The 24,532-nt window shown below is 70.9% G+C and carries 23 protein-coding genes; 14 read left to right on the top strand and 9 right to left on the bottom strand.

Translation table 11 applies throughout. The features are described from left to right. The first annotated feature begins 6 nt into the window (after positions 1–6). Positions 7–1,137, top strand: a complete 1,131-nt coding sequence (locus KBX63_RS29005) for a thioester domain-containing protein (RefSeq protein WP_210916733.1) — start codon at positions 7–9, stop codon at positions 1,135–1,137. A 123-nt stretch (positions 1,138–1,260) separates the two neighbouring features. On the opposite strand, the gene KBX63_RS29000 is transcribed toward KBX63_RS29005, so the two are convergent. Continuing rightward, complete coding sequence (locus KBX63_RS29000) at positions 1,261–1,995, bottom strand: PIG-L deacetylase family protein (protein WP_307871875.1); 735 nt, start codon at positions 1,993–1,995, stop codon at positions 1,261–1,263. A 432-nt stretch (positions 1,996–2,427) separates the two neighbouring features. Here KBX63_RS29000 and KBX63_RS28995 point away from each other — a divergent pair, with 432 nt between their 5' ends. The 5 genes from KBX63_RS28995 (at position 2,428) to KBX63_RS28975 (ending at position 8,166) form a co-directional block, all read left to right on the top strand. After that, a complete protein-coding gene (locus tag KBX63_RS28995) occupies positions 2,428–4,065 on the top strand; it encodes an ABC transporter substrate-binding protein (protein ID WP_210916732.1) in 1,638 nt (545 codons plus the stop codon). 149 nt (positions 4,066–4,214) lie between these two features. Continuing rightward, complete coding sequence (locus KBX63_RS28990) at positions 4,215–5,141, top strand: ABC transporter permease (RefSeq protein WP_210916730.1); 927 nt, start codon at positions 4,215–4,217, stop codon at positions 5,139–5,141. Continuing rightward, positions 5,134–6,102, top strand: a complete 969-nt coding sequence (locus KBX63_RS28985; RefSeq protein ID WP_210916727.1) for an ABC transporter permease — start codon at positions 5,134–5,136, stop codon at positions 6,100–6,102. The genes KBX63_RS28990 and KBX63_RS28985 overlap by 8 nt, the downstream gene beginning before the upstream one ends. A 26-nt stretch (positions 6,103–6,128) precedes the next feature. Next, positions 6,129–7,157, top strand: a complete 1,029-nt coding sequence (locus KBX63_RS28980) for an ABC transporter ATP-binding protein (protein ID WP_210916743.1) — start codon at positions 6,129–6,131, stop codon at positions 7,155–7,157. Further along, on the top strand, positions 7,150–8,166 hold the full coding sequence (locus tag KBX63_RS28975; protein WP_210916724.1) for an ABC transporter ATP-binding protein: 1,017 nt from the start codon (positions 7,150–7,152) through the stop codon (positions 8,164–8,166). Before KBX63_RS28980 ends, KBX63_RS28975 begins: the two co-directional genes overlap by 8 nt. Positions 8,167–8,334: 168 nt before the next feature. Here KBX63_RS28975 and KBX63_RS28970 read toward each other — a convergent pair whose 3' ends face one another. Continuing rightward, positions 8,335–8,730, bottom strand: a complete 396-nt coding sequence (locus tag KBX63_RS28970) for a chorismate mutase (RefSeq protein ID WP_374102279.1) — start codon at positions 8,728–8,730, stop codon at positions 8,335–8,337. Between the two features lie 276 nt (positions 8,731–9,006). On the opposite strand from KBX63_RS28970, the gene pcrA reads away from it, so the two are divergent. Continuing rightward, positions 9,007–11,412 carry a DNA helicase PcrA gene (gene pcrA / locus KBX63_RS28965; protein WP_210916722.1) on the top strand — a complete coding sequence of 802 codons (2,406 nt, stop codon included), beginning with the start codon at positions 9,007–9,009 and terminating at the stop codon, positions 11,410–11,412. A 116-nt stretch (positions 11,413–11,528) separates the two neighbouring features. Here pcrA and KBX63_RS28960 read toward each other — a convergent pair whose 3' ends face one another. Further along, the gene (locus tag KBX63_RS28960; protein WP_210916721.1) at positions 11,529–12,296 is read right to left on the bottom strand and encodes a M23 family metallopeptidase; all 768 of its coding nucleotides are present in this window, start codon (positions 12,294–12,296) and stop codon (positions 11,529–11,531) included. A 296-nt stretch (positions 12,297–12,592) separates the two neighbouring features. Further along, the gene (locus KBX63_RS28955) at positions 12,593–13,279 is read right to left on the bottom strand and encodes a M23 family metallopeptidase (RefSeq protein WP_210916720.1); all 687 of its coding nucleotides are present in this window, start codon (positions 13,277–13,279) and stop codon (positions 12,593–12,595) included. 444 nt (positions 13,280–13,723) lie between these two features. On the opposite strand from KBX63_RS28955, the gene KBX63_RS28950 reads away from it, so the two are divergent. The 4 genes from KBX63_RS28950 to KBX63_RS28935 all read left to right on the top strand — a co-directional run bounded on the left by KBX63_RS28950 (position 13,724) and on the right by KBX63_RS28935 (position 17,204). Then, a complete protein-coding gene (locus KBX63_RS28950) occupies positions 13,724–14,128 on the top strand; it encodes a cobalamin B12-binding domain-containing protein (protein ID WP_074314422.1) in 405 nt (134 codons plus the stop codon). A 431-nt stretch (positions 14,129–14,559) separates the two neighbouring features. Next, a complete protein-coding gene (gene sucC / locus KBX63_RS28945; RefSeq protein WP_210916719.1) occupies positions 14,560–15,738 on the top strand; it encodes an ADP-forming succinate--CoA ligase subunit beta in 1,179 nt (392 codons plus the stop codon). A 2-nt stretch (positions 15,739–15,740) separates the two neighbouring features. Continuing rightward, positions 15,741–16,628, top strand: coding sequence for a succinate--CoA ligase subunit alpha (gene sucD / locus KBX63_RS28940; protein WP_089019039.1), 888 nt, complete (start codon positions 15,741–15,743; stop codon positions 16,626–16,628). Between the two features lie 90 nt (positions 16,629–16,718). Beyond that, on the top strand, positions 16,719–17,204 hold the full coding sequence (locus KBX63_RS28935; RefSeq protein WP_210916717.1) for a GNAT family N-acetyltransferase: 486 nt from the start codon (positions 16,719–16,721) through the stop codon (positions 17,202–17,204). Positions 17,205–17,213: 9 nt separating this feature from the next. Here the strand turns inward: KBX63_RS28935 and KBX63_RS28930 are convergent, their stop codons facing one another. Further along, entirely contained in the window at positions 17,214–17,480 is a 267-nt protein-coding gene (locus KBX63_RS28930; RefSeq protein WP_210916714.1) for a DUF4190 domain-containing protein, read from the bottom strand. Between the two features lie 201 nt (positions 17,481–17,681). Between KBX63_RS28930 and KBX63_RS28925 the strand changes: the two genes are divergently transcribed. Further along, positions 17,682–18,971 (top strand): DUF6350 family protein, encoded by a 1,290-nt coding sequence (locus KBX63_RS28925; protein WP_210916711.1) that lies wholly within the window; start codon positions 17,682–17,684, stop codon positions 18,969–18,971. Positions 18,972–19,040: 69 nt separating this feature from the next. On the opposite strand, the gene KBX63_RS28920 is transcribed toward KBX63_RS28925, so the two are convergent. Next, complete coding sequence (locus KBX63_RS28920; protein WP_210916709.1) at positions 19,041–19,601, bottom strand: DUF4190 domain-containing protein; 561 nt, start codon at positions 19,599–19,601, stop codon at positions 19,041–19,043. A 26-nt stretch (positions 19,602–19,627) separates the two neighbouring features. After that, positions 19,628–19,927 carry a CD225/dispanin family protein gene (locus tag KBX63_RS28915; RefSeq protein WP_074318930.1) on the bottom strand — a complete coding sequence of 100 codons (300 nt, stop codon included), beginning with the start codon at positions 19,925–19,927 and terminating at the stop codon, positions 19,628–19,630. A gap of 179 nt (positions 19,928–20,106) precedes the next feature. Here KBX63_RS28915 and purN point away from each other — a divergent pair, with 179 nt between their 5' ends. Both purN and purH read left to right on the top strand, forming a co-directional pair. Then, positions 20,107–20,727 carry a phosphoribosylglycinamide formyltransferase gene (purN, locus tag KBX63_RS28910; RefSeq protein ID WP_210916707.1) on the top strand — a complete coding sequence of 207 codons (621 nt, stop codon included), beginning with the start codon at positions 20,107–20,109 and terminating at the stop codon, positions 20,725–20,727. Beyond that, positions 20,724–22,295, top strand: a complete 1,572-nt coding sequence (gene purH / locus KBX63_RS28905) for a bifunctional phosphoribosylaminoimidazolecarboxamide formyltransferase/IMP cyclohydrolase (protein ID WP_210916706.1) — start codon at positions 20,724–20,726, stop codon at positions 22,293–22,295. The genes purN and purH overlap by 4 nt, the downstream gene beginning before the upstream one ends. Before the next feature lie 175 nt (positions 22,296–22,470). Here purH and KBX63_RS28900 read toward each other — a convergent pair whose 3' ends face one another. Both KBX63_RS28900 and KBX63_RS28895 read right to left on the bottom strand, forming a co-directional pair. Next, positions 22,471–23,508 (bottom strand): ABC transporter ATP-binding protein, encoded by a 1,038-nt coding sequence (locus KBX63_RS28900; RefSeq protein WP_210916705.1) that lies wholly within the window; start codon positions 23,506–23,508, stop codon positions 22,471–22,473. Continuing rightward, on the bottom strand, positions 23,492–24,529 hold the full coding sequence (locus KBX63_RS28895; RefSeq protein WP_210916704.1) for an ABC transporter ATP-binding protein: 1,038 nt from the start codon (positions 24,527–24,529) through the stop codon (positions 23,492–23,494). The genes KBX63_RS28900 and KBX63_RS28895 overlap by 17 nt, the downstream gene beginning before the upstream one ends. Positions 24,530–24,532: the final 3 nt, after the last annotated feature.

Raw genomic sequence — 24,532 nt, 5'->3', positions numbered from 1 at the left:
GCGACCATGGCCGGTGGCACGCTGGCGCTCGGCGTCGCCGGCCCGGCCGCCGCCGAGGGCCCGGCCACCGGTGTGGCCAAGGCGGTCGAGGGCAGCAGCGTCGCGCTGAAGCTCGACGGCAAGCAGCGCACCACGTCGGCGCTGGCGCTGCGGATCGACGGCAAGCTGGTGCCGGCGTTCTGCATCGACTACCACACCAGCGTCAAGCTGAACGGGAAGTACGAGGAGGGCACCTGGGACGAGTCCCAGGTGAAGGACCTCGGCAGGGTGCAGTGGGTGCTCACCCACGGCTACCCGAACGCCGAGTCGACCGCGCTGCTCGCCGCCGCCGGCGTCACCGCGCCGACGAAGATTGAGAAGAAGCGGCTGGACACGCTGCTCTACTTCGGCACCCAGACCGCCGTCTGGCACTTCAGTGACGGCATCGAGCTGGGCGACTGGGAGCAGGGCCTGCTCGCGCCCAAGCAGTACGAGGTGGTCAAGGGGGTCCGTGACTACCTGGTCGCGCACGCCACCGACCAGCCGGAGCCGCGGGCCGAGCTGTCCGTCGATCCGGCCAGCGCCACCGCCACGGTCGGCGGCAAGGCCGGCCCGTTCACGGTCAAGGGCCCGGCCGGTGACATCACCGTCGCGGCCACCGGCGGCGCGGCGGTCGACGCCGAGGGCAGGCCGGTCACCACGACCACCAACGGCGGGCAGTTCTGGCTGGCCGCCGAGGGCGCCGGCACGGTCACCGTGACGCTGACCGCGCAGGACTCGGTCTCGTTCGGGCGGGTGTTCCTGTTCACCGGTGGCAAGGCGCAGAAGCTGATCCTCGGTGGCAGCACCGGTGCCACGGTCACCGCCCGGGCCGCGGCCGACTTCACCGCCGCCCCGTCGCCGTCCGTGTCGCCTTCGACGCCGGCTCCGAGTGCGACGCCGTCGCCGGCCACCCCGTCGGCCACCCCGTCGGACTCGTCCTCGCCGTCGGCGCCGGCCAGCCCGGCCCCGTCCACCTCGCCGGCGAGCAACGGTGGCGGCCTGCCGCTGACCGGTTCGCCGATCGCGACGGCGGCGACCGCCGGTGTGCTGCTGCTCGCCGCGGGTGCGGTGGCCGTCCTGATGGTGCGCCGTCGGAAGGTCCGCTTCACCGCCTGATCCGCTCCGGTTCCACCACCGGCCCCGGCCCCGCGCTCCGCGTGGCGCCGGGGCCGGTGCAGTGTGCACGGTCGGATCCGGCTCGCCACCGCACCGGGCCACCCCGCCGCGTCGGCCGGAGGCTCAGGTGGTCCGCAGGACGGTGAACGCCTCGGCCAGCCGGCCCGGCGGCAGCCCCGCGTCGGCGGCGACCGCGGCGAGCCGGTCGTGGATCCAGGCCGGCACGTCCAGGTGGGCGGTCTGCGAGTGGTGGGCGCGCATCGCGGCCACCTTGCGGTCGTACCGGTCGGTGATGTCGACGGCGTGGTCCGGGGCGGGGCCGCCGGCGTACCAGACCTCCCGTACCACCCACGGCTCCAGCCCCTCGGCCAGCAGCTCGGGGAACGCGAACGGGTTGCGCGCGTCCGGGTAGATGGCGCAGGTGGTGGCCTCCCCGACGGCCAGGTGGTCGGGGTGGCTCGGCCCGGTCAGCAGTTCCCAGCGGCGCAGCGGCGAACTGGTCAACACCCGGTCGGGCCGGAACCGGCGGATGGCCGCGGCGATGTCCCGGCGCAGCGCGAGCGTCGAGGTCAGCGTGCCGTCGGGGTACCCGTCGAGGAAGTCGACCTGCCGCACGCCCGCAATGGCGGCTGCGGCCCGCTGTTCCGCCTCGCGCAGCCGGGGTATCTCGGCCCGGTCGGTGTCGTCGAAGCCGCCGGCGTCGCCACGGGTGATGATCAGATATGCGACCTCGACGCCCTCGTCCACCCAGCCGGCAATCGTGCCTGTGCAGCCGAAGTCGACATCGTCCGGATGGGCAAACACGGCCAGCGCGCGACGGACGTCGGACAGCACGGGAGCAGACGCGGGGAAGCTCACAGAAGCCGAGCCTACGCCGGGCACCGGTGTCCGGCTGGGCCGCGTATTTCCTGCTCAGAGCTGCCCGAGCCGACCGTTTTATGATCATTTTTCAAGTATCAGCAACGTGGCGGGCAACTAACGGCTTGATAACGGCACCTTCACGGAAGCGGCCAGTGAGTGTCACAGTGGCAGCACCTCACCCTCGGTGTGCGGCACTCCGTACGGCTCACGACCACGACCTCCGCTGTTTCGCGGCCGGTTCGTGGCTGTGTCGCCTGCGTCGGGTCGCTCCTCGTCGGGTGGGGAGCCCGGCGGATCGGAACATCAGGGGTGTCCCCAACTTCCCTGTGAACCCGGCGACCCGCGCCCCGGGGTGGTCGGGCGGTGTCACCCCCAGACGTGCGTGAAACCCACGACGGAACCAGGTTTAGAAAGAGGAGGCCCCTCGGAATGAGAGTCTCGAAGCGGGCGACGAGCGCAATCGCGCTCAGCGCGGCTGCCGCGCTTGTCGCGAGCGGTTGCTCGAGCGGTGACGGTGACGGCGACGCCGCCGCCAGCAAGGACGGCGCGATCGTCATCCACGGTGTCCAGCCGGAGAACCCGCTGGTCCCGTCGAACACCACGGAGACCGGCGGTGGCAAGGTCATCGACTGGCTGTGGACCGGCCTGGTCGAGTACCCGAACGACGGTGGGGCCCCGCGCAACGCGCTGGCGGAGTCCATCAACACCACCGACTCCAAGGTCTTCACGATCAAGATCAAGAAGGGTACCAAGTTCCACGACGGTACCGAGGTGAAGGCGAAGAACTTCGTCGACGCCTGGAACTGGGCCGCCTACTCGCCGAACGGCGCGCAGAACGGCACCTTCTTCTCGGACATCGCGGGCTTCGACCAGACCTACACCTCGGACCCGGACGGCGAGGGCCCGAAGAAGGCTCCGGCGCCGACCGCCGAGAAGATGTCCGGCCTGAAGGTCGTCGACGAGCAGACCTTCGAGGTCACCCTGGCGGCCCCGACCGCGGTCTTCCCGACCAAGCTCGGCTACAGCGCCTTCATGCCGCTGCCGGACGTGTTCTTCACCCAGAAGCCCGAGGAGTTCGGCAAGAAGCCGATCGGCAACGGGCCGGTGAAGTTCGTGTCGTGGGAGGACAACGTCCTCATCAAGCTGACGCGCTTCGACGACTACAACCTGCGCGACACCATGAAGATCAAGGACGTCGACGTCAAGCTGTACCAGGACGAGACGGCGGCCTACAACGACCTGCTGGCCAACAACCTCGACTTCATGGAGACGGTCCCCACCTCGGCTCTCGCCGGTGACAAGTGGAAGACCGACCTCGGTGACCGGGGGCTGTCGACCACCACGCCGTCGACCGCGCTGATCGCGTTCCCGACCTACGACAAGCGCTTCCAGAACCCGAAGCTGCGTCGTGCCGTGTCGCTGTCGATCGACCGGCAGGAGATCTCGGACAAGATCTTCTTCGGTACCCGCAAGCCGGCCGACAGCTGGGCGAACCCGCTGACCCCGGGCGCCAAGCCGGGCAACTGCACCGCCTGCAAGTTCGACGCGACGGAGGCCAAGCGGCTCCTGACCGAGGCCGGCGGCTTCACCGGCGAGATGGTCTTCTACTACAACGCCGACTCCAGCCACAAGGACTGGATGGACGCCGTTGCGCAGCAGGTCAAGACCAACCTGGGCATCAACGCTCGGGCCGAGGGCGTCCCGACGTTCGCGGTCTTCCGCCAGAACGTCAACGCGCACAAGATGACCGGCCCGTACCGTGCCGCCTGGCAGCAGGACTACCCGGACGTGGAGAACTGGGTCAACCCGCTCTACGTGACCGGTGGCTCCTCGAACGACGGCCTCTACAGCAACCCGCAGGTCGACACCCTGGCCAAGCAGGCCAGCGCCGCGCCGACCCTGGAGGCCTCGCACGAGGCGTTCTCCAAGGCCGTCGAGCTTGTCGACCAGGACGTCCCGAGCATCCCGATCTACTTCTACGGTCAGCAGTCCGGCCACTCGGAGAAGATCAAGAAGCTCGAGCTGAACAACGTCGGCGAACTCGACATCACCTCGGTCGAGCTCTGATCCGAACGGTCTGACCCCGGGTCGGGCTCGCCACATCCGGTGAGCCCGACCCGGGGCCGTTCCGCGAGTGGGTGTTACAACATTCCACTCGCCACGTTGTCACCACCGTGTCGGCCGTCCGACGCGCCCCCTGTCTGGAGGACCACCCCATGGGCCGTTATCTGTTGAGACGGCTGCTCCAACTCGTGCCGGTCTTCATCGGTACGACGTTCCTGATCTACGCCCTCGTCTGGGCCGTTCCGGGCGATCCGTTCGCCGGCAAGTGCGGTGAGCGCCGCTGCCCGGACCAGTACATCGCCTTCATGACCGAGAAGTACCACCTGGACCAGAACGTCTTCGTGCAGTACGCGAACTACATGAAGAACCTCCTCCAGGGCGACTTCGGCACCACGTTCTCGCAGCGCGAGATCAGTGACATCATCCTGACGTCGTACCCGAACACGCTGAAGCTGGCCCTGGTGGCGCTCACCATCGAGGCCGTGATCGGCCTCGGTGCCGGCGTGCTGACCGGTCTGCGGCGCAACGGCTTCCTGGACAACCTGGTCCTGGTCTCCACGCTCTTCCTGATCGCACTGCCGGTCTTCGTCGTCGGCTTCGTGCTTCAGTGGCTGCTGGGCGTGCAGTGGGGCATCATCAAGCCGACCGTCTCCTCCGAGATGCGGCTCTCCGAGCTGATCGTGCCGGGCTTCGTGCTCGGCAGCGCGTCAGTGGCGTACATCGCCCGGGTGGCGCGAACGAGCATCGCGGAGAACCGCCGCGCCGACTACGTGCGTACCGCCATCGCCAAGGGCCTCCCGATGCGCCGGGTGGTGGGCGTGCACCTGCTGCGCAACTCGCTCATCCCGGTGGTCACCCTGCTCGGCACCGACCTCGGTGCCCTGATGGGCGGCGCGATCGTCACCGAGGGCATCTTCGGCATCAACGGAATCGGCCGCCAGGTCTTCCGCGCGATCGTCACCAAGGAAAGCGCTACCGTGGTAGGGATCGTGGTCGTCCTGGTGCTGGTCTATCTCGTGATGAACCTGCTGGTTGACCTGCTCTACGCCGCCCTGGACCCGAGGATCCGCTATGAGTGACCCGAGTACCGCATCGATCGTCAGCACCCCTCCCGCGCAGTCGACCGACGCCGGCGGCCCCACCACGGCCGGCCTCCCGCAGACCAACGAGAAGCCGCGCGGCCTGCTCGGTGACGCCTGGCGGGACCTGCGGCGCAAGCCGCTGTTCTGGATCTCGGCCACACTGATCGTGATCTTCCTGCTGATGGCGGCCTTCCCGGCGCTGTTCGCCCCGGGGGACGCGGTCAACGGCACGCTGTCCCGGAGCCTCAACAAGCCGTCCGCCGACGGCTGGTTCGGTTACGACGTGCAGGGCCGGGACGTCTACGCCCGGGTCATCTACGGCGCGCGGGCCTCCATCGTGGTCGCCGTGCTCTCCGTGATGGGCACCCTGCTGGTCGGTGGGGCCATGGGCATCATCGCCGGATACCGCGGTGGCTGGGTGGACGGCCTGCTGAGCCGGATCGCCGACGTCTTCTTCGGTCTGCCCTTCGTGCTCGGCGCGATCGTCATCCTCACCACGTTCAACGGCTCGGGCTCCGGCAACAGCAAGGCCGAGATCATGGGCCTGGTGATCGCGTCCCTGATGGTGCTGAGCTGGCCGGTCGTGATGCGGCTGATGCGGTCCTCGGTGCTGGCCACCAAGGAGGCCGACTACATCGTCGCGGCCCGCGCGCTGGGTGCCGGCACCGGCCGGATCATCCTCAAGCACCTGCTGCCGAACTGCCTGGCCCCGCTGCTGGTCTACGGCACGATCATGGTCGGCTCGTTCATCGGTGCCGAGGCCACCCTGTCGTTCCTGGGCGTCGGCCTGAAGTCGCCTGTGGTGTCCTGGGGCATCATGATCAGCGACGGGCAGCAGTTCATCCGGGTCGCGCCGGGGCTGGTGTTCGTCCCCGCCGCGTTCCTCGTCACCGCCGTTCTGAGCTTCGTGATGCTCGGTGAGGCGGTCCGCGAGGCCCTCGATCCGAAACTCCGCTAGGGGAGATCCAGTTGTCCGACATTCTCGTGTCCGAGCAGTCCGCGCCGGGAACCGGCGGCTCCGGACGTCCCTCCGGCCGGCTGCTCGAGGTCGACGACCTGCGGGTGGAGTTCCGTACCCGGGACGGCGTCGCCAAGGTCATCAACGGGGTCACGTACCACGTCGACGCGGGGGAGACCCTCGCCGTGCTCGGCGAGTCCGGCTCCGGTAAGAGCGTCACGGCGCAGACCATCATGGGCATCCTCGACACCCCGCCCGGCTTCGTCACCGGTGGGCAGGTCCGCTTCCACGGCAAGGACATGCTCCGCATGTCCAACGAGGAGCGCCGCCGCATCCGCGGCGAGGGCATCGCGATGATCTTCCAGGACGCGCTCTCCGCGCTGAACCCGGTCTTCACCGTCGGGTTCCAGATCGCCGAGCAGTTCCGGGTCCGGCGGGGCATGGGTCGCGCGGAGGCCAAGAAGCGCGCGATCGAGATGCTCGACCAGGTCAAGATCCCGAACGCCAAGGGCCGGTTCAACAACTACCCGCACCAGTTCTCCGGCGGTATGCGGCAGCGCGCGATGATCGCGATGTCGCTGGCGCTCGACCCGGAGGTGCTGATCGCGGACGAGCCGACCACCGCGCTCGACGTGACCGTGCAGGCCCAGATCATGGACCTGCTCGCCGAGCTTCAGCGTGAGCGGCAGATGGGCATGATCCTGATCACCCACGACCTCGGCGTGGTCGCCGACGTCGCGGACCGGATCGCAGTCATGTACGCGGGCCGGATCGTCGAGGAAGCCGACGTGTACGACCTGTACGCCAAGCCGGCGCACCCGTACACGTTGGGTCTGATCGACTCGATCCCGCGGCTGGACGAGAAGGGGCAGCAGCTCCGGACGATCAAGGGCCTCCCGCCGAACCTGATGAACATCCCGCCGGGCTGCCCGTTCAACCCGCGCTGCCCCATGGCTCAGCCGGTGTGCCGGGAGAAGCTCCCGCCGCTGCTGCAGGTGGGCACCGGACGGGCCAGCGCCTGCCACTTCGCCGAGGAGCTGGTGAACCGTGTCTGAGAACATCCTCGAGGTCCGTGACCTGGTCAAGCACTACCCCGTCACCCAGGGCGTGGTGTTCAAGAAAACCGTCGGTCAGGTCAAGGCGGTGGACGGGGTCTCCTTCGATCTGCGTGCCGGTGAGACGCTGGGTGTGGTCGGCGAGTCGGGTTGCGGCAAGTCGACCCTCGCCCGGGTGCTGATGAACCTGGAGCGGCCGACCGCCGGCAAGGTGGTCTACAAGGGCCAGGACATCTCCAAGCTCTCCGGCGGGGCGCTGCGGCGCCTCCGCCGGCAGATCCAGCTGGTGATGCAGGACCCGTACACCTCGCTGAACCCGCGGATGACCGTCGGTGACCTGCTCGGTGAGCCGTTCGAGATCCACCCGGAGGTGGCGCCGAAGGGCAGCCGCCGGGCGAAGGTCAGGGAGCTGCTCGACCTGGTCGGGCTCAACCCGGAGCACATCAACCGGTACCCGCACCAGTTCTCCGGCGGTCAGCGCCAGCGCATCGGCATCGCCCGGGCGCTCGCGCTGCGGCCTGAGGTGATCGTCTGCGACGAGCCGGTGTCGGCGCTGGACGTCTCCATCCAGGCCCAGGTGATGAACCTGCTGGAGAAGCTGCAGGGCGAGTTCGGGCTCTCGTACGTCTTCATCGCGCACGACCTGTCGGTGGTCCGCCACCTCTCGGACCGCGTCGCGGTGATGTACCTCGGCAAGATCGTGGAGATCGGCACCGAGGACGAGATCTACGAGCGGCCGACCCACCCGTACACCCAGGCGCTGCTCTCGGCGGTGCCGGTGCCGGACCCGACCCAGCGGAACAACAAGACGATCATCCGGCTCACCGGTGACGTGCCGTCGCCGATCAGCCCGCCCTCGGGCTGCCGGTTCCGGACCCGCTGCTGGAAGGCGCAGGACGTGTGCGCCGAGCAGGTCCCGCTGCTGGAGATCCGACGGGGCTCGGACCACCCGAGCGCCTGCCACTTCGCGGAGAAGCGCGAGATCGTCGCGAGCCACGAGGCTGCCTGAGTCACCGGAACCGCCTGCCGACGTCACCACGACGACGGCAGGCGGTTTCGTTTGTCCGGGGAGCGGGCTGCCTCCTCCGGGGCCGAGCGGCCAGCCGTGGCGCCGGGCCGGTCGCAGCGCGGGCGGGCGGGCGGCTGCCGGCCGGGCCGGCCGGCCGGCCTGGGCGGCTCACAGTGGGCCGCGCCCCGCCCGGAGCAGCAGCAGCGCCAGTTGGGTGCCGTCGGCGCCGAGCGCGACCCGGAAACGCTCCAGGATCTCCCGTTCCCGGGAGAGCACCAGGCGCGTCCCGCCGGACGCCATCCGGGTCGCCCCGACCTCCTGGGACAGCGTGGCCCGCTCGTGCCAGAGCGAGATCAACGCGTTGTCGATCTCGTCGATCCGTGTCCTGATCTGCACGATCCGTGCGGCGGCGGCCGGCTCCGCGGTGCCGGTCCGTGCCTCGGCCGGCCCGCCCTCCTCGGCCGGTGGCGCCACCCCCGCCATGGGCTCGCTTCCGCCGACCGGGGGCTGCTCCGCTCCCGGTCGGACCGGCCCGCCGTTCTGCTCCGCCACGTCTGTCATCATCGGGTACCTCTCGCACTGTCGTGCCCGGTGCCCGGATCCCGGGACGAAAAAGCCCCGGGCTCCAGGAGCCCGGGGCTTTCGCAGGTCTGATCGATCAGGCGCGACCTACGGCTGCCGGACTCCCGGTGCCGTAGTAAAAGTAGTAGCGCTGAGCGAACACGTCGTCGAGTATGCCCATGCCGCCCGCCCGTGCGCAAGGATTCGGTGTCAACAGGGCGCCTCCTCTGCTCCGGCGCGGTCGGAAGTGTCCGGCCGGCGGCATAGACTTGTCGCGCGATGCATCCTCTCTTCGACATTCCCGCGTCCCCGCCTGCGCCGGAGTCCGCGCCGGCCCGTCCGGACCGGCCCCGGCCGGCCGCTGTCCGCCTCGATCCGCAGCAGCTGCTCGCCGGTTTGAACGGGCCGCAGCGCGACGCGGTCAGCCACGCCGGTTCGCCGCTGCTGATCGTGGCCGGCGCCGGGTCCGGCAAGACCCGGGTGCTCACCCACCGGGTCGCCTACCTGCTGGCCGCGCGGGACGTGCATCCCGGGGAGATCATCGCGATCACCTTCACCAACAAGGCTGCCGGCGAGATGAAGGAGCGGGTCGCCGCGCTGGTCGGTCCGCGGGCCCGACTGATGTGGGTGTCGACGTTCCACTCCGCCTGCGTCCGCATCCTGCGTGCCGAGCACGAGCACGCGGGTCTCAAGTCGACGTTCTCGATCTACGACGCGGACGACTCCCGCCGGCTGATGCAGCTGGTCACCCGCGAGCTGGACCTCGACCCGAAGCGCTACCCGGCACGCGGGCTGGCCGCCCAGGTCTCCAACCTGAAGAACGAGCTGGTCGACCCGGAGCAGTTCGCCGCTCGGGCCACGGGGCCCAACGAGCGGGCGCTGGCCGAGGCGTACACGCTCTACCAGCGTCGGCTGCGTGAGGCGCACGCGCTGGATTTCGACGATCTGATCATGACCACGGTGCACCTGCTCCAGTCCCATCCGCACGTCGCGGAGAGCTACCGCCGACGGTTCCGGCACGTCCTGGTCGACGAGTACCAGGACACCAACCATGCCCAGTACGTCCTGATCAAGGAGCTGGTCTCCGGCACCGACGGGCTGACGCCTGCCGAGCTGTGCGTGGTCGGCGACGCCGACCAGTCGATCTACGCGTTCCGTGGCGCGACGATCCGCAACATCCTGGAGTTCGAGCGGGACTTCACCGACGCGCGGACGATCCTGCTGGAGCAGAACTACCGCTCCACCCAGACCATCCTCAACGCGGCCAACGCGGTGATCGACCGGAACACGTCCCGCAAGCCGAAGCGGCTGTGGAGCGAGGCCGGCGCCGGCGAGCGGATCGTCGGCTACGTGGCCGACACCGAGCACGCCGAGGCGGACTGGACGGCCCGGGAGATCGACCGGCTGGTCGACGCCGACGAGACCCGCCCCGGCGACGTCGCCGTCTTCTACCGCACCAACGCCCAGTCCCGGGTCTTCGAGGAGGTGTTCATCCGGGTCGGCCTGCCCTACAAGGTGGTCGGCGGGGTGCGCTTCTACGAGCGCAAGGAGGTCCGCGACGCGCTCGCGTACCTGCGTTCGGTGGTCAACGACGACGACACGGTGAGCCTGCGACGGGTGCTGAACACTCCGCGCCGGGGGATCGGCGACCGAGCGGAGGCCTGCGTCGAGGCGCTCTCCAGCCGCGACCGGATCTCCTTCGGCGCGGCGCTGCGCCGGGCCCGCGAGGCGCCGGGCATCTCCAGCCGGGCGGCCAACGGCATCGCCGACTTCGTGGCGCTGCTCGACGGCGCCCGGGAGCTGGCCGAGACCGGCACCCCGGAGGAGGTGCTGGAGGCGCTGCTGACCCGCTCGGGCTACCTCACCGAGCTGGAGGAGAGCCTGGACCCGCAGGACGCCGGCCGGGTGGACAACCTCCAGGAGCTGGTCAGCGTCGCCCGGGAGTACACCGAGCGGATCGAGGCGACCGGCGCCGAGGGCGAGCGGGCCACCCTGGCGGGCTTCCTGGAGCAGGTGGCGCTGGTCGCCGACGCGGACCAGATCCCCTCCGACGACCCCGACCATCAGGGCGTGGTCACCCTGATGACGCTGCACACCGCCAAGGGGCTGGAGTTCCCGGTGGTCTTCCTGACCGGGTTGGAGGACGGCGTCTTCCCGCACCTGCGTTCGCTGGGCGACACCCGCGAGTTGGAGGAGGAGCGCCGGCTGGCGTACGTCGGCATCACCCGGGCGCGGCAGCGGCTCTACCTCTCCCGGGCGGTGACCCGCTCGGCCTGGGGGCAGCCGTCCTACAACCCGCCGTCACGGTTCCTCGAGGAGCTTCCGCCGGAGCTGGTGCACTGGGAGCGCACCGAGGGGTCGTACACGTCGTGGGCCGGTGGGGGCGGCGGCGTGGGCGGTCGCGCGGACCGCGTGCCGGGCGGGCGGGGCACCTTCAACGGCGGCACGCCGAAGGCGGCGCAGTTGGCCAAGCGGCTCGGCGTGGACGCCAGCCGCCTGACCACGGCCAGCGAGCTGCCGCAGGCGCCGAAGGTGTCGGCCGGCGACCGGGTCAACCACCAGCGCTACGGGCTGGGGCGGGTGGTGGCCGTCGAGGGGCACGGCCCGGGTGCTCGGGCGCAGATCGACTTCGGTGACCAGACCATGTGGCTGGTGCTGCGGCACGCCCCGATCGACAAGCTCTGACCCCGAGACGCGCGGGCCGGGGCCCGCGCGTCCGGCCAGAATCCGCACCGCTAACGGAAAGAGTGGCCTCGGCACCGCCGGAGGCCACTCTTTCCGGATGTCGCCTGGAGCGAGGCTCAGCAGCCCAGGTCGACGCTGCGCGCCCGCATGAACGGCGCCGGGTCGATCTGGTTCCACATTCCCTGGTGCACCTCGAAGTGCAGGTGCGGGCCGGTGGCGTCGCCGGTGGCGCCTTCGTAGCCGATCACCTGGCCGGCCTTGACCGCCTGGCCGACGGTCACCGCGATGCGGCTCTGGTGGGCGTAGTGGGTCAGGTAACCGTTGCCGTGGTCGACGAAGACGGAGTTGCCGTACCCGTCGGCGGCGTCACCGGCCTGGACGACCGTGCCGGCAGCCGCGGCGTGGATCGGCGTGCCGGAGGGCAGCGCCAGGTCGATGCCGGCGTGCAGGGTGCCCCAGCGCTGGCCGTAGCAGGAGGTGACTGCGGCGCCCGGCATCGGGTCGACCCAGGCCGGAGTGGGCTTGGTGGTCTTCTTCGGCTTGGGCTTCGGCTTCGCGGTGGCCGTCTTCGTCGGCGTCGGGCTGGCGCTGGTCGCCGTGGGGCTCGCGGTCGGGCTGGCCGAGGGAGAGACCGGCACGCCGGACTCGCGGGCGGAGCGGTCCGCCCGGCTGGCGGCCTCGGTCCGGAACTGGGCGTCCAGGGAGACGGCGGCGGGCGCCGGGCGGTCCGGGCCGGTGGTGGCGACGGCGACACCGCCCAGGCCGAGCGCTACCAGAGCGGCCGCGCTGAGCACGATGAGGCGGTTTCGCCGGCCGGCACGCTGCGGTCGCTCGGCGGCGGTGTCGGGGGTGTTCTCGTTCTGGACGGGGCTGTCTTCCTGCACGGCGGACCTTCACAGTCGAGGGGGCACTTGACCTCGAAATACTGGTGTCGGGCCGAGCCGGGACCGGTACGGGGACCGGGCTGCCGGCCGACGCGTCGGGTGCCGCCTGTCCGGATATGACCCACTCCGCTGTGATCCATCCGGAAAACTGATCTTGTTCGTGAGTGGCGTCGGCCACAGTCCGTGCTGTGATCCAGCAGACTTTCGGTCCGTGCAGGCCACAAAAAACCGCCCGGATCAACAGATCCGGGCGGTCAACGGTCAGTACCCAGCGTCAGGACGCGGCTACCTCGTCGTTAGAATGCCTCGACTCCCAGCTTGATGTCCACTTCGCGCTCGTCAAGGAACGGCACGGGGTCGATCGGCTGGCCCTTGACATGGATCTCAAGATGCAGGTGGGTGCCGTAGGCGTGACCGGTCTGGCCGACCAGGCCGAGCTGGTCGCCCGCCTTGACCTGCTGCCCCTCCTTGACGCTCAGAGCGGAGGAGTGGCCGTAGATGGCCTCGCTGCCGTCGGCGTGCTGGACGATCACCGCGTAGCCGTACCCGCCGAACCAGCCGGCCTTGGTGACCAGCCCGTCGTGGATCGCCACGTAGGGCGTGCCCTCGGCGACCACCAGGTCCACGCCGGTGTGCATCTTGCCCCAGCGCACCCCGTAGGGAGAGTTGAAGTCGTAGCCCTGCAGCGGCAGCAACCAGAGCTCGGGCTCGGCCGCGTCGTTGCCCCGGTCTGCCCGGGAGGCGCGGTCGGCGTTGTCCGCACGGGCCGCGGCGTCCTGGCTGGTGGCCGACGCCTGCTTGAGCTCGTCGAGCACCGACGGGCTGACGTCCTTGGCGTCCGGCAGGGCGCTGGCGCCGAGCGCGACCAGGCCGGCTCCGACGAAGGCGGTGGTGACGACCGCGGCGTAACGGCTACGCGGGGGGGTGGGTACGCGGCGACGACCGCGATATCTATCGGGCTCAGACGACAGGCGCTGGCGCACGCACACCCTCCGTTGTCGGGGTTCCGAGGCGGCCGGTGGACGTTCGTGAAGCTGTGGTGAACGTCTGCTGGCCGCGTCGTCACCCGTCCTTGGACCTGATGACAACCGTGGACACGTTAGCCAACCACCAGGCGAGCCACAAGCCAGACCGCCGAATTGGCGTGTCGATCTGTCCGTTTGCGTCCATGATTGTCACGCCTCGTGCCGTCAATCGGTGCCCTCGTTACTGTCCGTTTGTCGCCGACAGTGACCGATCCGGCAGAGTCGTCCGGCTTGACGGCGAGGACCGCCGGAGTCCTGCCGCCTGACCACCCGTCCCCGCGGCGACCGTGCCGGCGACGCGCGGCGCCGTTCGAGTTTCCCGGCCCGGATTTCCCGGGCCCGGTCGGCCGGGTTACCGTTCGTTCAGGTGAAGGCCGTGGAGCCGGTGAAAGGTGTGCGCTGATGAGCTCTCGTATTCGGGTCGTCGTCGCCAAACCAGGCCTGGACGGCCACGACCGGGGCGCCAAGGTGGTCGCGCGGGCCCTGCGGGACGCTGGGATGGAGGTCGTCTACACCGGCCTGCACCAGACCCCCGAGCAGATCGTGGAGACCGCCATCCAGGAGGATGCGGACGCCGTCGGTCTCTCCGTCCTCTCCGGCGCGCACATGACGCTCTTCCGTCGGGTGCTGGAGCTGCTCGGCGAGCGTGACGCGCGGGACATCGTCGTGTTCGGCGGCGGCATCATCCCCAACGGCGACATTCCCGAGCTGGAGAAGCTGGGCGTCGCCAAGATCTTCACGCCGGGCGCCACCACCCAGTCGATCGTCGAGTGGGTTCGGCAGAACGTCGCGCAGCCGGTCGCCTGAGGTACGCCGGGGCGGGTCGTCGGGCGGGTCCGGGCACGGGGGAGGGGCCGGACGCACCCCTCACACGTCCGGCCCCTCTATGCACGATGCCCCGCCGCCACCCCTCGACCGACAGGGCATCGGCCGTCTCCCGTCATCGCGCTGATCAGCGCTCCGACACCTGACTCAACGACGCCCCGACGGCCGGGTTACGCACCCCCGGCAACATCGCCCGGACGGCTGACGCTGCCCGTGCCGCGCCGCGAACCGGCCCTCTCCGACGCCCGGTTGTGCATTACCGCACACCGTGCACCCGCTCGGTTGCCGGTCGTGCCCACCTCGCTAGGCTGCGGCCAATGGCCTGTGTCAAGTGATGACAGGCGTCAAACTGTTTTCTGAACGCTGGTGGCGGCGCGACGGCGCGCCGCGGAGACGGGACGGGACGCGCAATCGTGGACCTGTACGAGTACCAGGGGCGGGACCTGTTCGAGCGGCACGGCTTGCCCGTGCTTGCCGGCGGCGTCGCCACTACCCCGGAGGAGGCCCGCGCGATCGCCGAACGCCTCGGCGGTCGGGTGGTCGTCAAGGCGCAGGTGAAGGTCGGCGGCCGAGGCAAGGCCGGCGGCGTCAAGCTGGCTGAGGGCCCGGATGAGGCGGTGGCCAGGGCCACCGACATCCTCGGCATGGACATCAAGGGCCACACCGTCCACAAGGTCATGATCACGGTGACCGCGGACGTGGCCGAGGAGTACTACTTCTCGTACCTGCTCGACCGGGCGAACCGCACCTTCCTCTGCATCGCCAGCGTCGCCGGCGGTATGGACATCGAGCAGGTCGCCGCCGAGACCCCGGATCGAGTGGTCAAGGCCCCGATCGACGCGAACGTGGGCGTCGACGAGGCCAAGGCGCGGGAGATCGTTTCCGCCGCCGGTTTCCCGGCCGAGGTCGCCGAGCAGGTGGTCGAGGTGGCCGTCGGCCTGTGGCAGGCGTTCGTCGCCGAGGACGCCACCCTGGTCGAGGTGAATCCGCTGGCCAAGAACGGCGACGGGCGGATGCTGCTGCTCGACGCGAAGATCACCCTGGACGAGAACGCGGCGTTCCGGCACCCGGACCACGAGGCCCTGGTCGACCAGGCCTCGGTGGACCCGCTGGAGCAGGCCGCCAAGGAGAAGGACCTCAACTACGTCAAGCTCGACGGCGAGGTCGGCATCATCGGCAACGGCGCGGGTCTGGTCATGTCGACCCTCGACGTCGTCGCGTACGCCGGTGAGCGGCACGGCAACGTCAAGCCGGCCAACTTCCTCGACATCGGCGGCGGCGCGAGCGCCGCGGTGATGGCGAACGGCCTGGAGATCGTGCTCTCCGACCCGTCGGTGAAGAGCGTCTTCGTCAACGTGTTCGGCGGCATCACCGCCTGCGACGCGGTCGCCAACGGCATCGTGCAGGCGCTGGCCCTGCTGGAGCAGCGCGGCGAGCAGGTCACCAAGCCGCTCGTCGTCCGGCTCGACGGCAACAACGCCGAGGCCGGCCGGGCGATCCTGGACGACGCGAACAACCCGCTGATCCAGCGGGTCGACACCATGGACGGCGCGGCCGAGCGGGCCGCCGAGCTGGCAGCTGCGGGGGTCTGATCATGGCTATCTGGCTGACCAAGGACTCGAAGGTCATCGTCCAGGGGATGACCGGTTCCGAGGGCTCCAAGCACACCCGGCGGATGCTCGCCGCCGGCACGAACGTCGTCGGTGGCGTCAACCCGCGCAAGGCGGGCCAGAAGGTCGACTTCGACGGCACCGAGCTGCCGGTCTTCGCGTCCGTGGCGGACGCCATGGCCGAGACCGGGGCCGACGTCACGGTCATCTTTGTGCCGCCGCAGTTCACCAAGGCCGCCGTGGTCGAGGCAATCGACGCCGCGATTCCGCTCGCCGTGGTGATCACCGAGGGTGTGCCGGTGCACGACACCGCCGCGTTCTGGGCGTACAACCTGGCGCAGGGCGAGCGGACGCGGATCATCGGGCCGAACTGCCCGGGCATCGCCTCGCCGGGCGCCTCCAACGCCGGCATCATCCCGGCCGACATCACCGGCTCGGGCCGGATCGGTCTGGTGAGCAAGAGCGGCACGCTGACCTACCAGATGATGTACGAGCTGCGCGACATCGGCTTCTCGACCTGCGTCGGCATCGGTGGCGACCCGATCATCGGGACCACCCACATCGACGCTCTGAAGGCGTTCGAGGCCGACCCGGAGACCGACGCCATCGTGATGATCGGTGAGATCGGCGGTGACGCCGAGGAGCGGGCCGCCGAGTTCATCAAGGCGAACGTCACCAAGCCGGTGGTCGGCTACATCGCCGGCTTCACCGCGCCTCCCGGCAAGACCATGGGCCACGCCGGGGCGATCATCTCCGGCTCGGCCGGCACCGCCGAGGCGAAGCAGGCCGCGCTGGAGGCGGTCGGGGTCAAGGTCGGCAAGACGCCGACCGAGACCGCCCGCCTGATGCGCGAGATCATGTCCGGCAGCTGAGCGGACCAGGCAACACCGAAGGGGGTCGACCGGTTCCGGTCGGCCCCCTCCGCGTACCACAGTGGCGGCCGTGCGCCGTACGCTGCCGGGGTGTTGACGGTGGAGCGGCTCCGGGCCGACCATGCGGGCGCGCTGCTGGCCTTCGAGCGGGAGAACCGGGCCTACTTCGCGCGGTCCGTGCCGGATCGGGGCGACGCGTACTTCACCGGGTTCGCCGACCGGCACCGGGCGTTGCTGGCCGAGCAGGAGGCCGGGCTGTGCCACTTCCATGTCGTCCTGGCCGAGTCGGGTGACCTGGTCGGCCGGGTCAACCTGGTGGACGTCACGGACGGAACGGCCGAACTCGGCTACCGGATCGGAGAGCAGGCCGCCGGCCGAGGCGTGGCGACCGCCGCCGTCGAGGCCACGTTCCACCTGGCCGCCGCCGACTACCGGCTCGCCGGCCTCACCGCGGTGACCACCCTCGACAACCCGGCGTCCCAGGCGGTGCTGGCGCGCACCGGGTTCGCCGTGACGGGGGAGATCCGGGTCGGCGGCCGTCCCGGCCTGCGGTACGAGCGTCGACTCGTCGGCTGACCAGCCCGCTCAGTCGTTGTTCCAGAACGGGTAGTTGCCGCTGAGGCGCAGGATCGCTCCGCCGATAATGTTGATCACGCCGAACGCGATGGCGAGGTAGCCGAGGACCGGCGACTGGCCGTACCGCCGTGCGTCGCGGATGGACAGGTAGCCGAAGATGATGCCGAGGATGCCGCAGCAGATCAGGCCCAGCACGATGCCCAGCACGCCCCAGAGCGTGGTCCGGTCTCGTCCCCTCGCCGGCGGTGGCGGGGGCGGCGGGTATGCGCTCGTCAAGGCGTGCTCCCGACGGTCATGGGCGGTGGGCCGACCTGGACCGCGACCGGCGGCACCGACCCGGTCGGCGGCGACAGCCGACCCCTCTGTGCCGAGGCTAGACCGGGCCGGGCGTACCGAAGCCCGATTCGGTCAACTCGCCGCCCTTCGGGGCGGCTTAACGGACTGCTCCCGCACCCGCGACGTGCCAGAGTAGAGCGGATGTCCCCCGTCACCCCTGATCACCCCAGCCGTGCCGGCGGTGTGAGCGCCGATGACCGGCCCGCCGGCCGTGCCGTGCCGGCCCGACGGGTGCCCGCGCCCCGCGCCGGCGGGTCGCCGCGCGGGCGCGCACCACTGCCCGTCGCCGCCGGGGTGGCCGCCGGCTGGGCCGCACTCACCTCGTACCTGCCGGTCGCCATCGTGCTCGGCCTGGTCCAACTCGGCGCGGATTCCGCGACGCTGAGCGGCACCCTGCGCACCGCGCTGGCCGGCTGGCTCCTCGGGCACGGCGTGCCGCTGCGCACCGAGTCCGGCCCGTTCGCGCTCGCCCCGCTGGCGCTGACCGTGCTCGCACTCTGGCGGCTGACCCGGGCCGGGGTGCACGTCAGCCGTGCGATCGGTGCCCGCGGCACCCGGTCACCACGGCGGGCGCTGCTCGCCGCGGGCACGGTCGGCATGGCGTACGCGCTGCTCGGCGCCCTGGCGGCGGTGCTGGTCGGCGCCGGTGGGCCGGACGTGTCCCCGGTACGGGCGGCAGCCACGTTCGCGGTGGTCGGCACGCTCGCCGCGCTGGTCGGCGCGATCCGGATCACCGCCGTCACCCGGCTGCTCGTCGCCCGGATGCCGGGTCCGCTACGCGACGGCGTGCGCACCGGGCTGGTGGCCGTGCTGCTGCTGCTCGGAGCGGGTGCCGGCGCGGCCGGCCTGGCCGTGGCCACCGGCGGCGGGGACGCGGCGGACATGATCGGGGCGTACCGGACCGGGGCAGCCGGGCAGGCCGGGATCACCCTGGTCAGCGTGGCGTACGCGCCGAACGCCGCGATCTGGTCGACCAGCTACCTGCTCGGGCCGGGCTTCGCGGTCGGCACCGACACCGCGGTCCGTACCAGTGAGGTGTCGGTCGGCGCACTGCCGGCCGTACCGCTGCTCGCCGGCCTGCCGCGCGGTCCGGTGGACGGCCTCGGCGCACTGCTGCTCGCGGTGCCGGTGCTGGTCGGGATGGTCGCCGGTTGGCTGCTCGCGCGCCGGTTGGCCCGGGTCGCCGGGCCGGAGCGCGCCCCGCGGCGCTGGGCCGGGCTGCTGGCGCCGGCGGCGCTGGCCGGGCCGGTGGCCGGCGTGCTGGTCGGCGTGGCCGCCGCGATCTCCGGCGGCCCGCTCGGCGCGGGCCGGCTGGCGCAGCTCGGGCCGGTGGCCTGGCAGGTCGGGCTCGTGACGGCCGGCGTCATCGCGGTTGGCGCGCTGCTCGGTGCCGCCGCCACCCGCGCACTCACCCGAGCCCCGGCGCAGTAACCACGCGCCACCGGTGCGACCGCGGGGCGCCCCGGACGAATCCGGAGCGCCCCGTCACGAACGGACCGGTCAGGGCTGGGTCGGCAGGCTGACCTGCGCCACGACGCTCACGATGAACACCAGGATGCCCAGCCCGACAGCGACCGCGCCGCAGATCAGGCCGGCCTTGGCCTGCCCGGCGTTGCTGGCCTGGCCCTGGGCGACCTTCTGGCGGGCCAGATAACCGGTCACCACGGCCGCGATGCCGAGCGGGACGCCCAGGTAGACGCAGCAGACCAGCGGGATCGACGCGATGCCGAGAATCATCGACACCAGGCCGAGGGTGTTGTTCTGCCCCTGCTGCTGCGGGTAGCCGGCGTTCGGGTACGCCGGCGCGCCGTACGGCGGCTGCTGCTGCTGCTGCCCGTACGGGTCCTGGTACGGCGGCTGCTGGCCGTAGGGCTGCCCCGAGGTGGGCTGCTGGCCGTACGGCTGGCCGGAGGTGGGCTGCTGGCCGTACGGGTTCTGCGGCTGCTGTCCGTACGGGGCAGCCGGCGGCGGGGCGTACGGGTCGTGCGGCGGCTGGGGGGCGGTCGGGTCCTGATTGGGCTGCTGGCCGTACGGGTCCTGACCGGGGTTACCGGGCTGCATTCGAGAAGCTCCTTGGACTGGTTCCGTCAGTAGCTGTTGTTGTCGCTACTCATGATCGCGCCCAGACCGCCCAAAGCGCAGCACACCAAAAAGATGGCATACCACGCGATGCCCACGATCAGGGCCCACTTCGACCACTTCCGCGACTCCGCGGCGGCCGCCTGGGCCCCGGCGTAGTCGCCCTGCTGGAGCAGCGGGTTGACTTTCGACGCATTGATGATCGCCGGGATGGCCAGCGGCCAGAAGAGGAAGATGGCGACGATCGACATCGTCATGTTGTTGTTGATCGGTGGCGGCTGCTGCTGGGGGTGGTAACCGGGCTGCACGGGGTGCTCCTCATTCCAACGACACGGCTGGCGTGCCGGATCAGTGACGGGGGCGCGGGCCGGCACGGTGTCCAGCCCGAGCGACCGGCAGCGTACCCGGTCGATGCCCGTCGGCACTGTCAAAGATCGGCGCGCCGCCCAGCCGATGGGCGTCCTGACCTGCCCGATAGGGTGGCCCGGTGACCGAGCCCGCGTCCGCCGCCCGCATCGTCGTTCTCGTCTCCGGCTCCGGGAGCAACCTGCAGGCGCTGCTGGACGCCGCCGCCGACCCCGCGTACGGCGCAGAGGTCGTCGCGGTCGGCGCGGACCGCGACGGCATCGCGGGCCTGGACCGGGCCGTGGCCGCCGGCGTGCCGACGTTCGTCGAGCGGGTCCGCGACCACGACACCCGGGAGGAATGGGACCGGGCGCTCACCGCGCACGTCGCGAAGCACCAACCCGACCTGGTCATCTCCGCCGGGTTCCTCAAGCTGGTCGGCCCGCACTTCCTCGCCGCCTTCGGTGACCGCTACCTGAACACGCACAACACCCTGCTGCCGGCGTTCCCCGGCATCCACGGCCCGCGGGACGCTCTCGCCTACGGCGTGAAGCTCACCGGGGCCACGCTCTTCTTCGTCGACGGCGGCATGGACACCGGTCCGATCGTGGCGCAGGTGGCGGTTCCGGTGCTCGACCGAGACGACGTGGAGACGCTCACCGAGCGCATCAAGGAAGCCGAACGGCGTCAGCTCGTCGAGCAGGTCGGCCGTCTGGTCCGCGAAGGCTGGACCATCACCGGAAGGAAGGTCACGGTTCCGTGAGTTCCACTCAGGACGGGCGCCGCCCGATCAGGCGGGCGCTGGTCAGCGTCTACGACAAGACCGGGCTGGTCGAGCTGGCCCAGGCCCTGCACGCGGCCGGCGTGGAGATCGTGTCCACCGGCAGCACGGCGGGCGCCATCGCCGCCGCCGGGGTGCCGGTGACGCCGGTGGAGACGGTGACCGGCTTCCCCGAGGTGCTCGATGGGCGGGTGAAGACCCTGCACCCCAAGGTGCACGCCGGTCTCCTCGCCGACCTGCGCAAGGACACGCACGTCGCGCAGCTCGACGAGCTGGGAGTGGCCGCGTTCGACCTGCTGGTCTCCAACCTCTACCCGTTCCAGGCGACCGTCGCCTCCGGCGCCGGCGTCGAGGAGTGCGTGGAGCAGATCGACATCGGCGGCCCGGCCATGGTCCGGGCCGCCGCCAAGAACCACGCCTCGGTCGCCGTGCTCACCGACCCGGCCGGGTACCCGGCGCTGCGCGCCGCGCTCGGAGAGGGTGGATTCACCCTGGCCCAGCGCCGTGCCCTGGCGGCCCGGGCGTTCGCCGACATCGCCGAGTACGACGTGGCGGTGGCCCAGTGGTGCGCACAGGAGCTGGCGCCGGCCGACGACGGGTGGCCGACGTTCGCCGGGCAGGCGCTGCGCAAGTCGGCCGTGCTGCGCTACGGCGAGAACCCGCACCAGCCGGCCGCGCTCTACATTGACCCGGACGCGCCGGCGGGGCTCGCCCAGGCCGAGCAGCTGCACGGCAAGGAGATGTCCTACAACAACTACGTCGACGCGGACGCCGCCTGGCGGGCCGCGAACGACTTCGTCGACCAGCCGGCCGTCGCGATCATCAAGCACGCCAACCCGTGCGGCATCGCGGTGGGCGCGGACGTGGCCGAGGCCCATCGCAAGGCGCACGCCTGCGACCCGGTGTCGGCGTACGGCGGGGTGATCGCGGTGAACCGGCCGGTCTCGGTCGAGCTGGCTCGGCAGGTGGCCGACATCTTCACCGAGGTGGTGGTCGCCCCCGGCTTCGACGAGGGCGCGGTCGAGGTGTTGCAGGGCAAGAAGAACATCCGGCTGCTGCGCGCGCCGGCCTGGAACCCGGCGAAGGTCGAGTGGCGGCCGGTGACCGGTGGCGTGCTGACCCAGGTCGCCGACCGGGTGGACGCCCCCGGCGACGACCCGGCGAGCTGGCGGCTGGCGACCGGCGAGGCGGCGGACGAGGAGTTGCTGCGTGACCTCGCGTTCGCCTGGCGGGCGGTCCGCGCGGTGAAGAGCAACGCGATCCTGCTCGCCCGGGACGGCGCCACCGTCGGGGTCGGCATGGGACAGGTCAACCGGGTCGACTCGGCGCAACTGGCGGTCAGCCGCGCGGGCGCCGATCGGGCCCGGGGGTCGGTCGCCGCGTCGGACGCGTTCTTCCCGTTCGCCGACGGCCCGAAGATCCTCATCGAGGCCGGCGTCCGCGCCATCGTGCAGCCCGGCGGCTCGATTCGCGACGAAGAGGTCATCGCCGCCGCCAAGGAAGCCAACGTCACCATGTACCTGACCGGCACCCGCCACTTCTTCCACTAACCCCACCCCCACCCCCCACCCCCCGACCGCGCCCACCCCCCCGCACCCCCACCCCGTGCCGATCTAGGGAATGTTGTCGCTCGTTGATCTCGAACAGCAGCGATAAGCCCTAGATCGACGGCGTTGGGGCGGGCGGCGTGGGGCGGCGTGGGGAGCGTGGGGTGGGCAGGGTGGGTCAGAGGGTCGGGGCCGCCGGGCGGAGTTCGGCGAAGTGGCAGGCCGAGGGGTGCGGGTCCGCGGCGCGGGGCACGGTCTGCGGATCCTCGATGGCGCAGATGTCCTGGGCCTTCCAGCAGCGGGTCCGGAAGTGGCAGCCGCTCGGTGGGTCGGCCGGGCTGGGCACATCGCCGACCAGCCGGATCATGTTGCGCTGCTCGCGTGCCTCCGGGTCCGGGACCGGCACCGCCGAGAGCAGCGCCTGGGTGTACGGGTGGGTGGCCCGCTCGTAGATCTCGTCCTCGGTGCCGATCTCGACGATCCGGCCGAGGTACATCACCGCGACCCGGTCGGCGATGTGCCGCACCACCGACAGATCGTGCGCGATGAAGATGTACGAGAGCCCGAACTCGTCCTGGAGCTGCTCCAGGAGGTTGATCACCTGGGCCTGGATGGAGACGTCCAGCGCCGACACCGGCTCGTCGCAGACGATCACCTCGGGCCGCAGGGCCAGCGCCCGGGCGATGCCGATGCGCTGCCGCTGGCCGCCGGAGAACTGGTGCGGGTACCGGTTGATGTGCTCCGGGTTGAGCCCGACCACATCCAGCAGTTCCTGGACCCGTCGAGCCCGGCTGCCCTTCGGTGCGGCGTCGCGGTGGATCTCGAACGGCTCACCGATGATGTCGCCGACGGTCATCCGCGGGTTCAGCGAGGTGTACGGGTCCTGCATGACCATCTGCATGTTGCGCCGCAGCCGGCGCAACTCGGCCCCGGACGCCTTGAACAGGTCCTTGCCCTCGAGGGTGGCCCGCCCGGAGGTGGGCGTCTCCAGCCGCATCAGCAGCCGGGCGAGGGTCGACTTCCCGCAGCCGGACTCACCGACGACGCCCAGCGTCTCACCGCGGCGCAGCTCGAAGCTCACGCCGTCGACGGCCTTGACCGCGCCGATCTGCCGCTGGAACAAGACGCCCTGACTGATCGGGAAGTGCTTGACCAGGTTGTCGACGGAGAGGATGGTCTCGCCCCGGACCTTGGTGGCGCTAGCGGGCGCTGTCATCACGGACCTCCTGCGCGAAGTGGCATTCGCTGGTCCGGCCGTCGCCGAGGACCAGGTCGTGCGGCACCACGTCCACGCAGACCTGCTGCACGTACGGGCACCGGGGGTGGAACGGGCAGCCGGAGGGGATCCGCATCAGGTTCGGCGGGAGCCCCTTGATCGTCGACAGCTCCTGGCCGCGGACGTCCATCCGCGGGATCGACTCCAGCAACCCCTTGGTGTACGGGTGGGCCGGCGCCTTGTACAGCGAGCGGACGTCGGCGTGCTCGACGATCCGGCCGGCGTACATGACGGCGATCCGGTCCGCGACGCCGGCGACCACGCCCAGGTCGTGGGTGATCAGGATCATCGCCATGTTGAGGTCCCGGCGCAGGTCGGCCAGCAGGTCCATGATCTGGGCCTGCACGGTGACGTCGAGCGCGGTGGTGGGCTCGTCGGCGATCAGCACCTTCGGGTCCAGCGCCAGCGCCATGGCGATGCCGATGCGCTGCCGCATGCCTCCGGAGAACTGGTGCGGGTAGTCGCCGATCCGCTTCGCGGCACCCGGGATCTTGACCAGGTCCATCAACTCGATGGCCCGCCGGCGGGCGTCACCCCGTGACATGCCGGCGCGCTGGCGCAGCGTCTCGCCGATCTGCCAGCCGACCGGGAACACCGGGTTCAACGCCGAGAGCGCGTCCTGGAAGATCATTGCGATCTCCTTGCCGCGCACCTGCCGACGCTGCTCCTCGGAGCGGGTGAGCAGGTCTTGACCCTGGTAGAGGATCTGGCCGGAGCGGATGACCGCGGGCGGAGTGTCCAGGATGCCCATGATCGCCTGGGCGGTGACCGACTTGCCCGAACCGGATTCGCCGAGTACGGCGAGGGTCTCCCCGGCGTCCAGGTGGTACGACACGCCGTTGATCACCCGGGCCACACCCTCGTTGGTCCGGAACTCGACGTGCAGGTCCCGGAGCTCCAGCAGGTGGCCGCCCACCGGCGTGGCGGAGGCGGGCGTGGGTTGGACGGTGGAGTGGGTCATGGG

Source organism: Micromonospora sp. U21, assembly GCF_018070045.1.
GTDB lineage: Bacteria > Actinomycetota > Actinomycetes > Mycobacteriales > Micromonosporaceae > Micromonospora.
The sequence above is the reverse complement of the archived record's forward strand: the minus strand, read 5'-3'. Positions and strand labels throughout refer to the sequence as shown.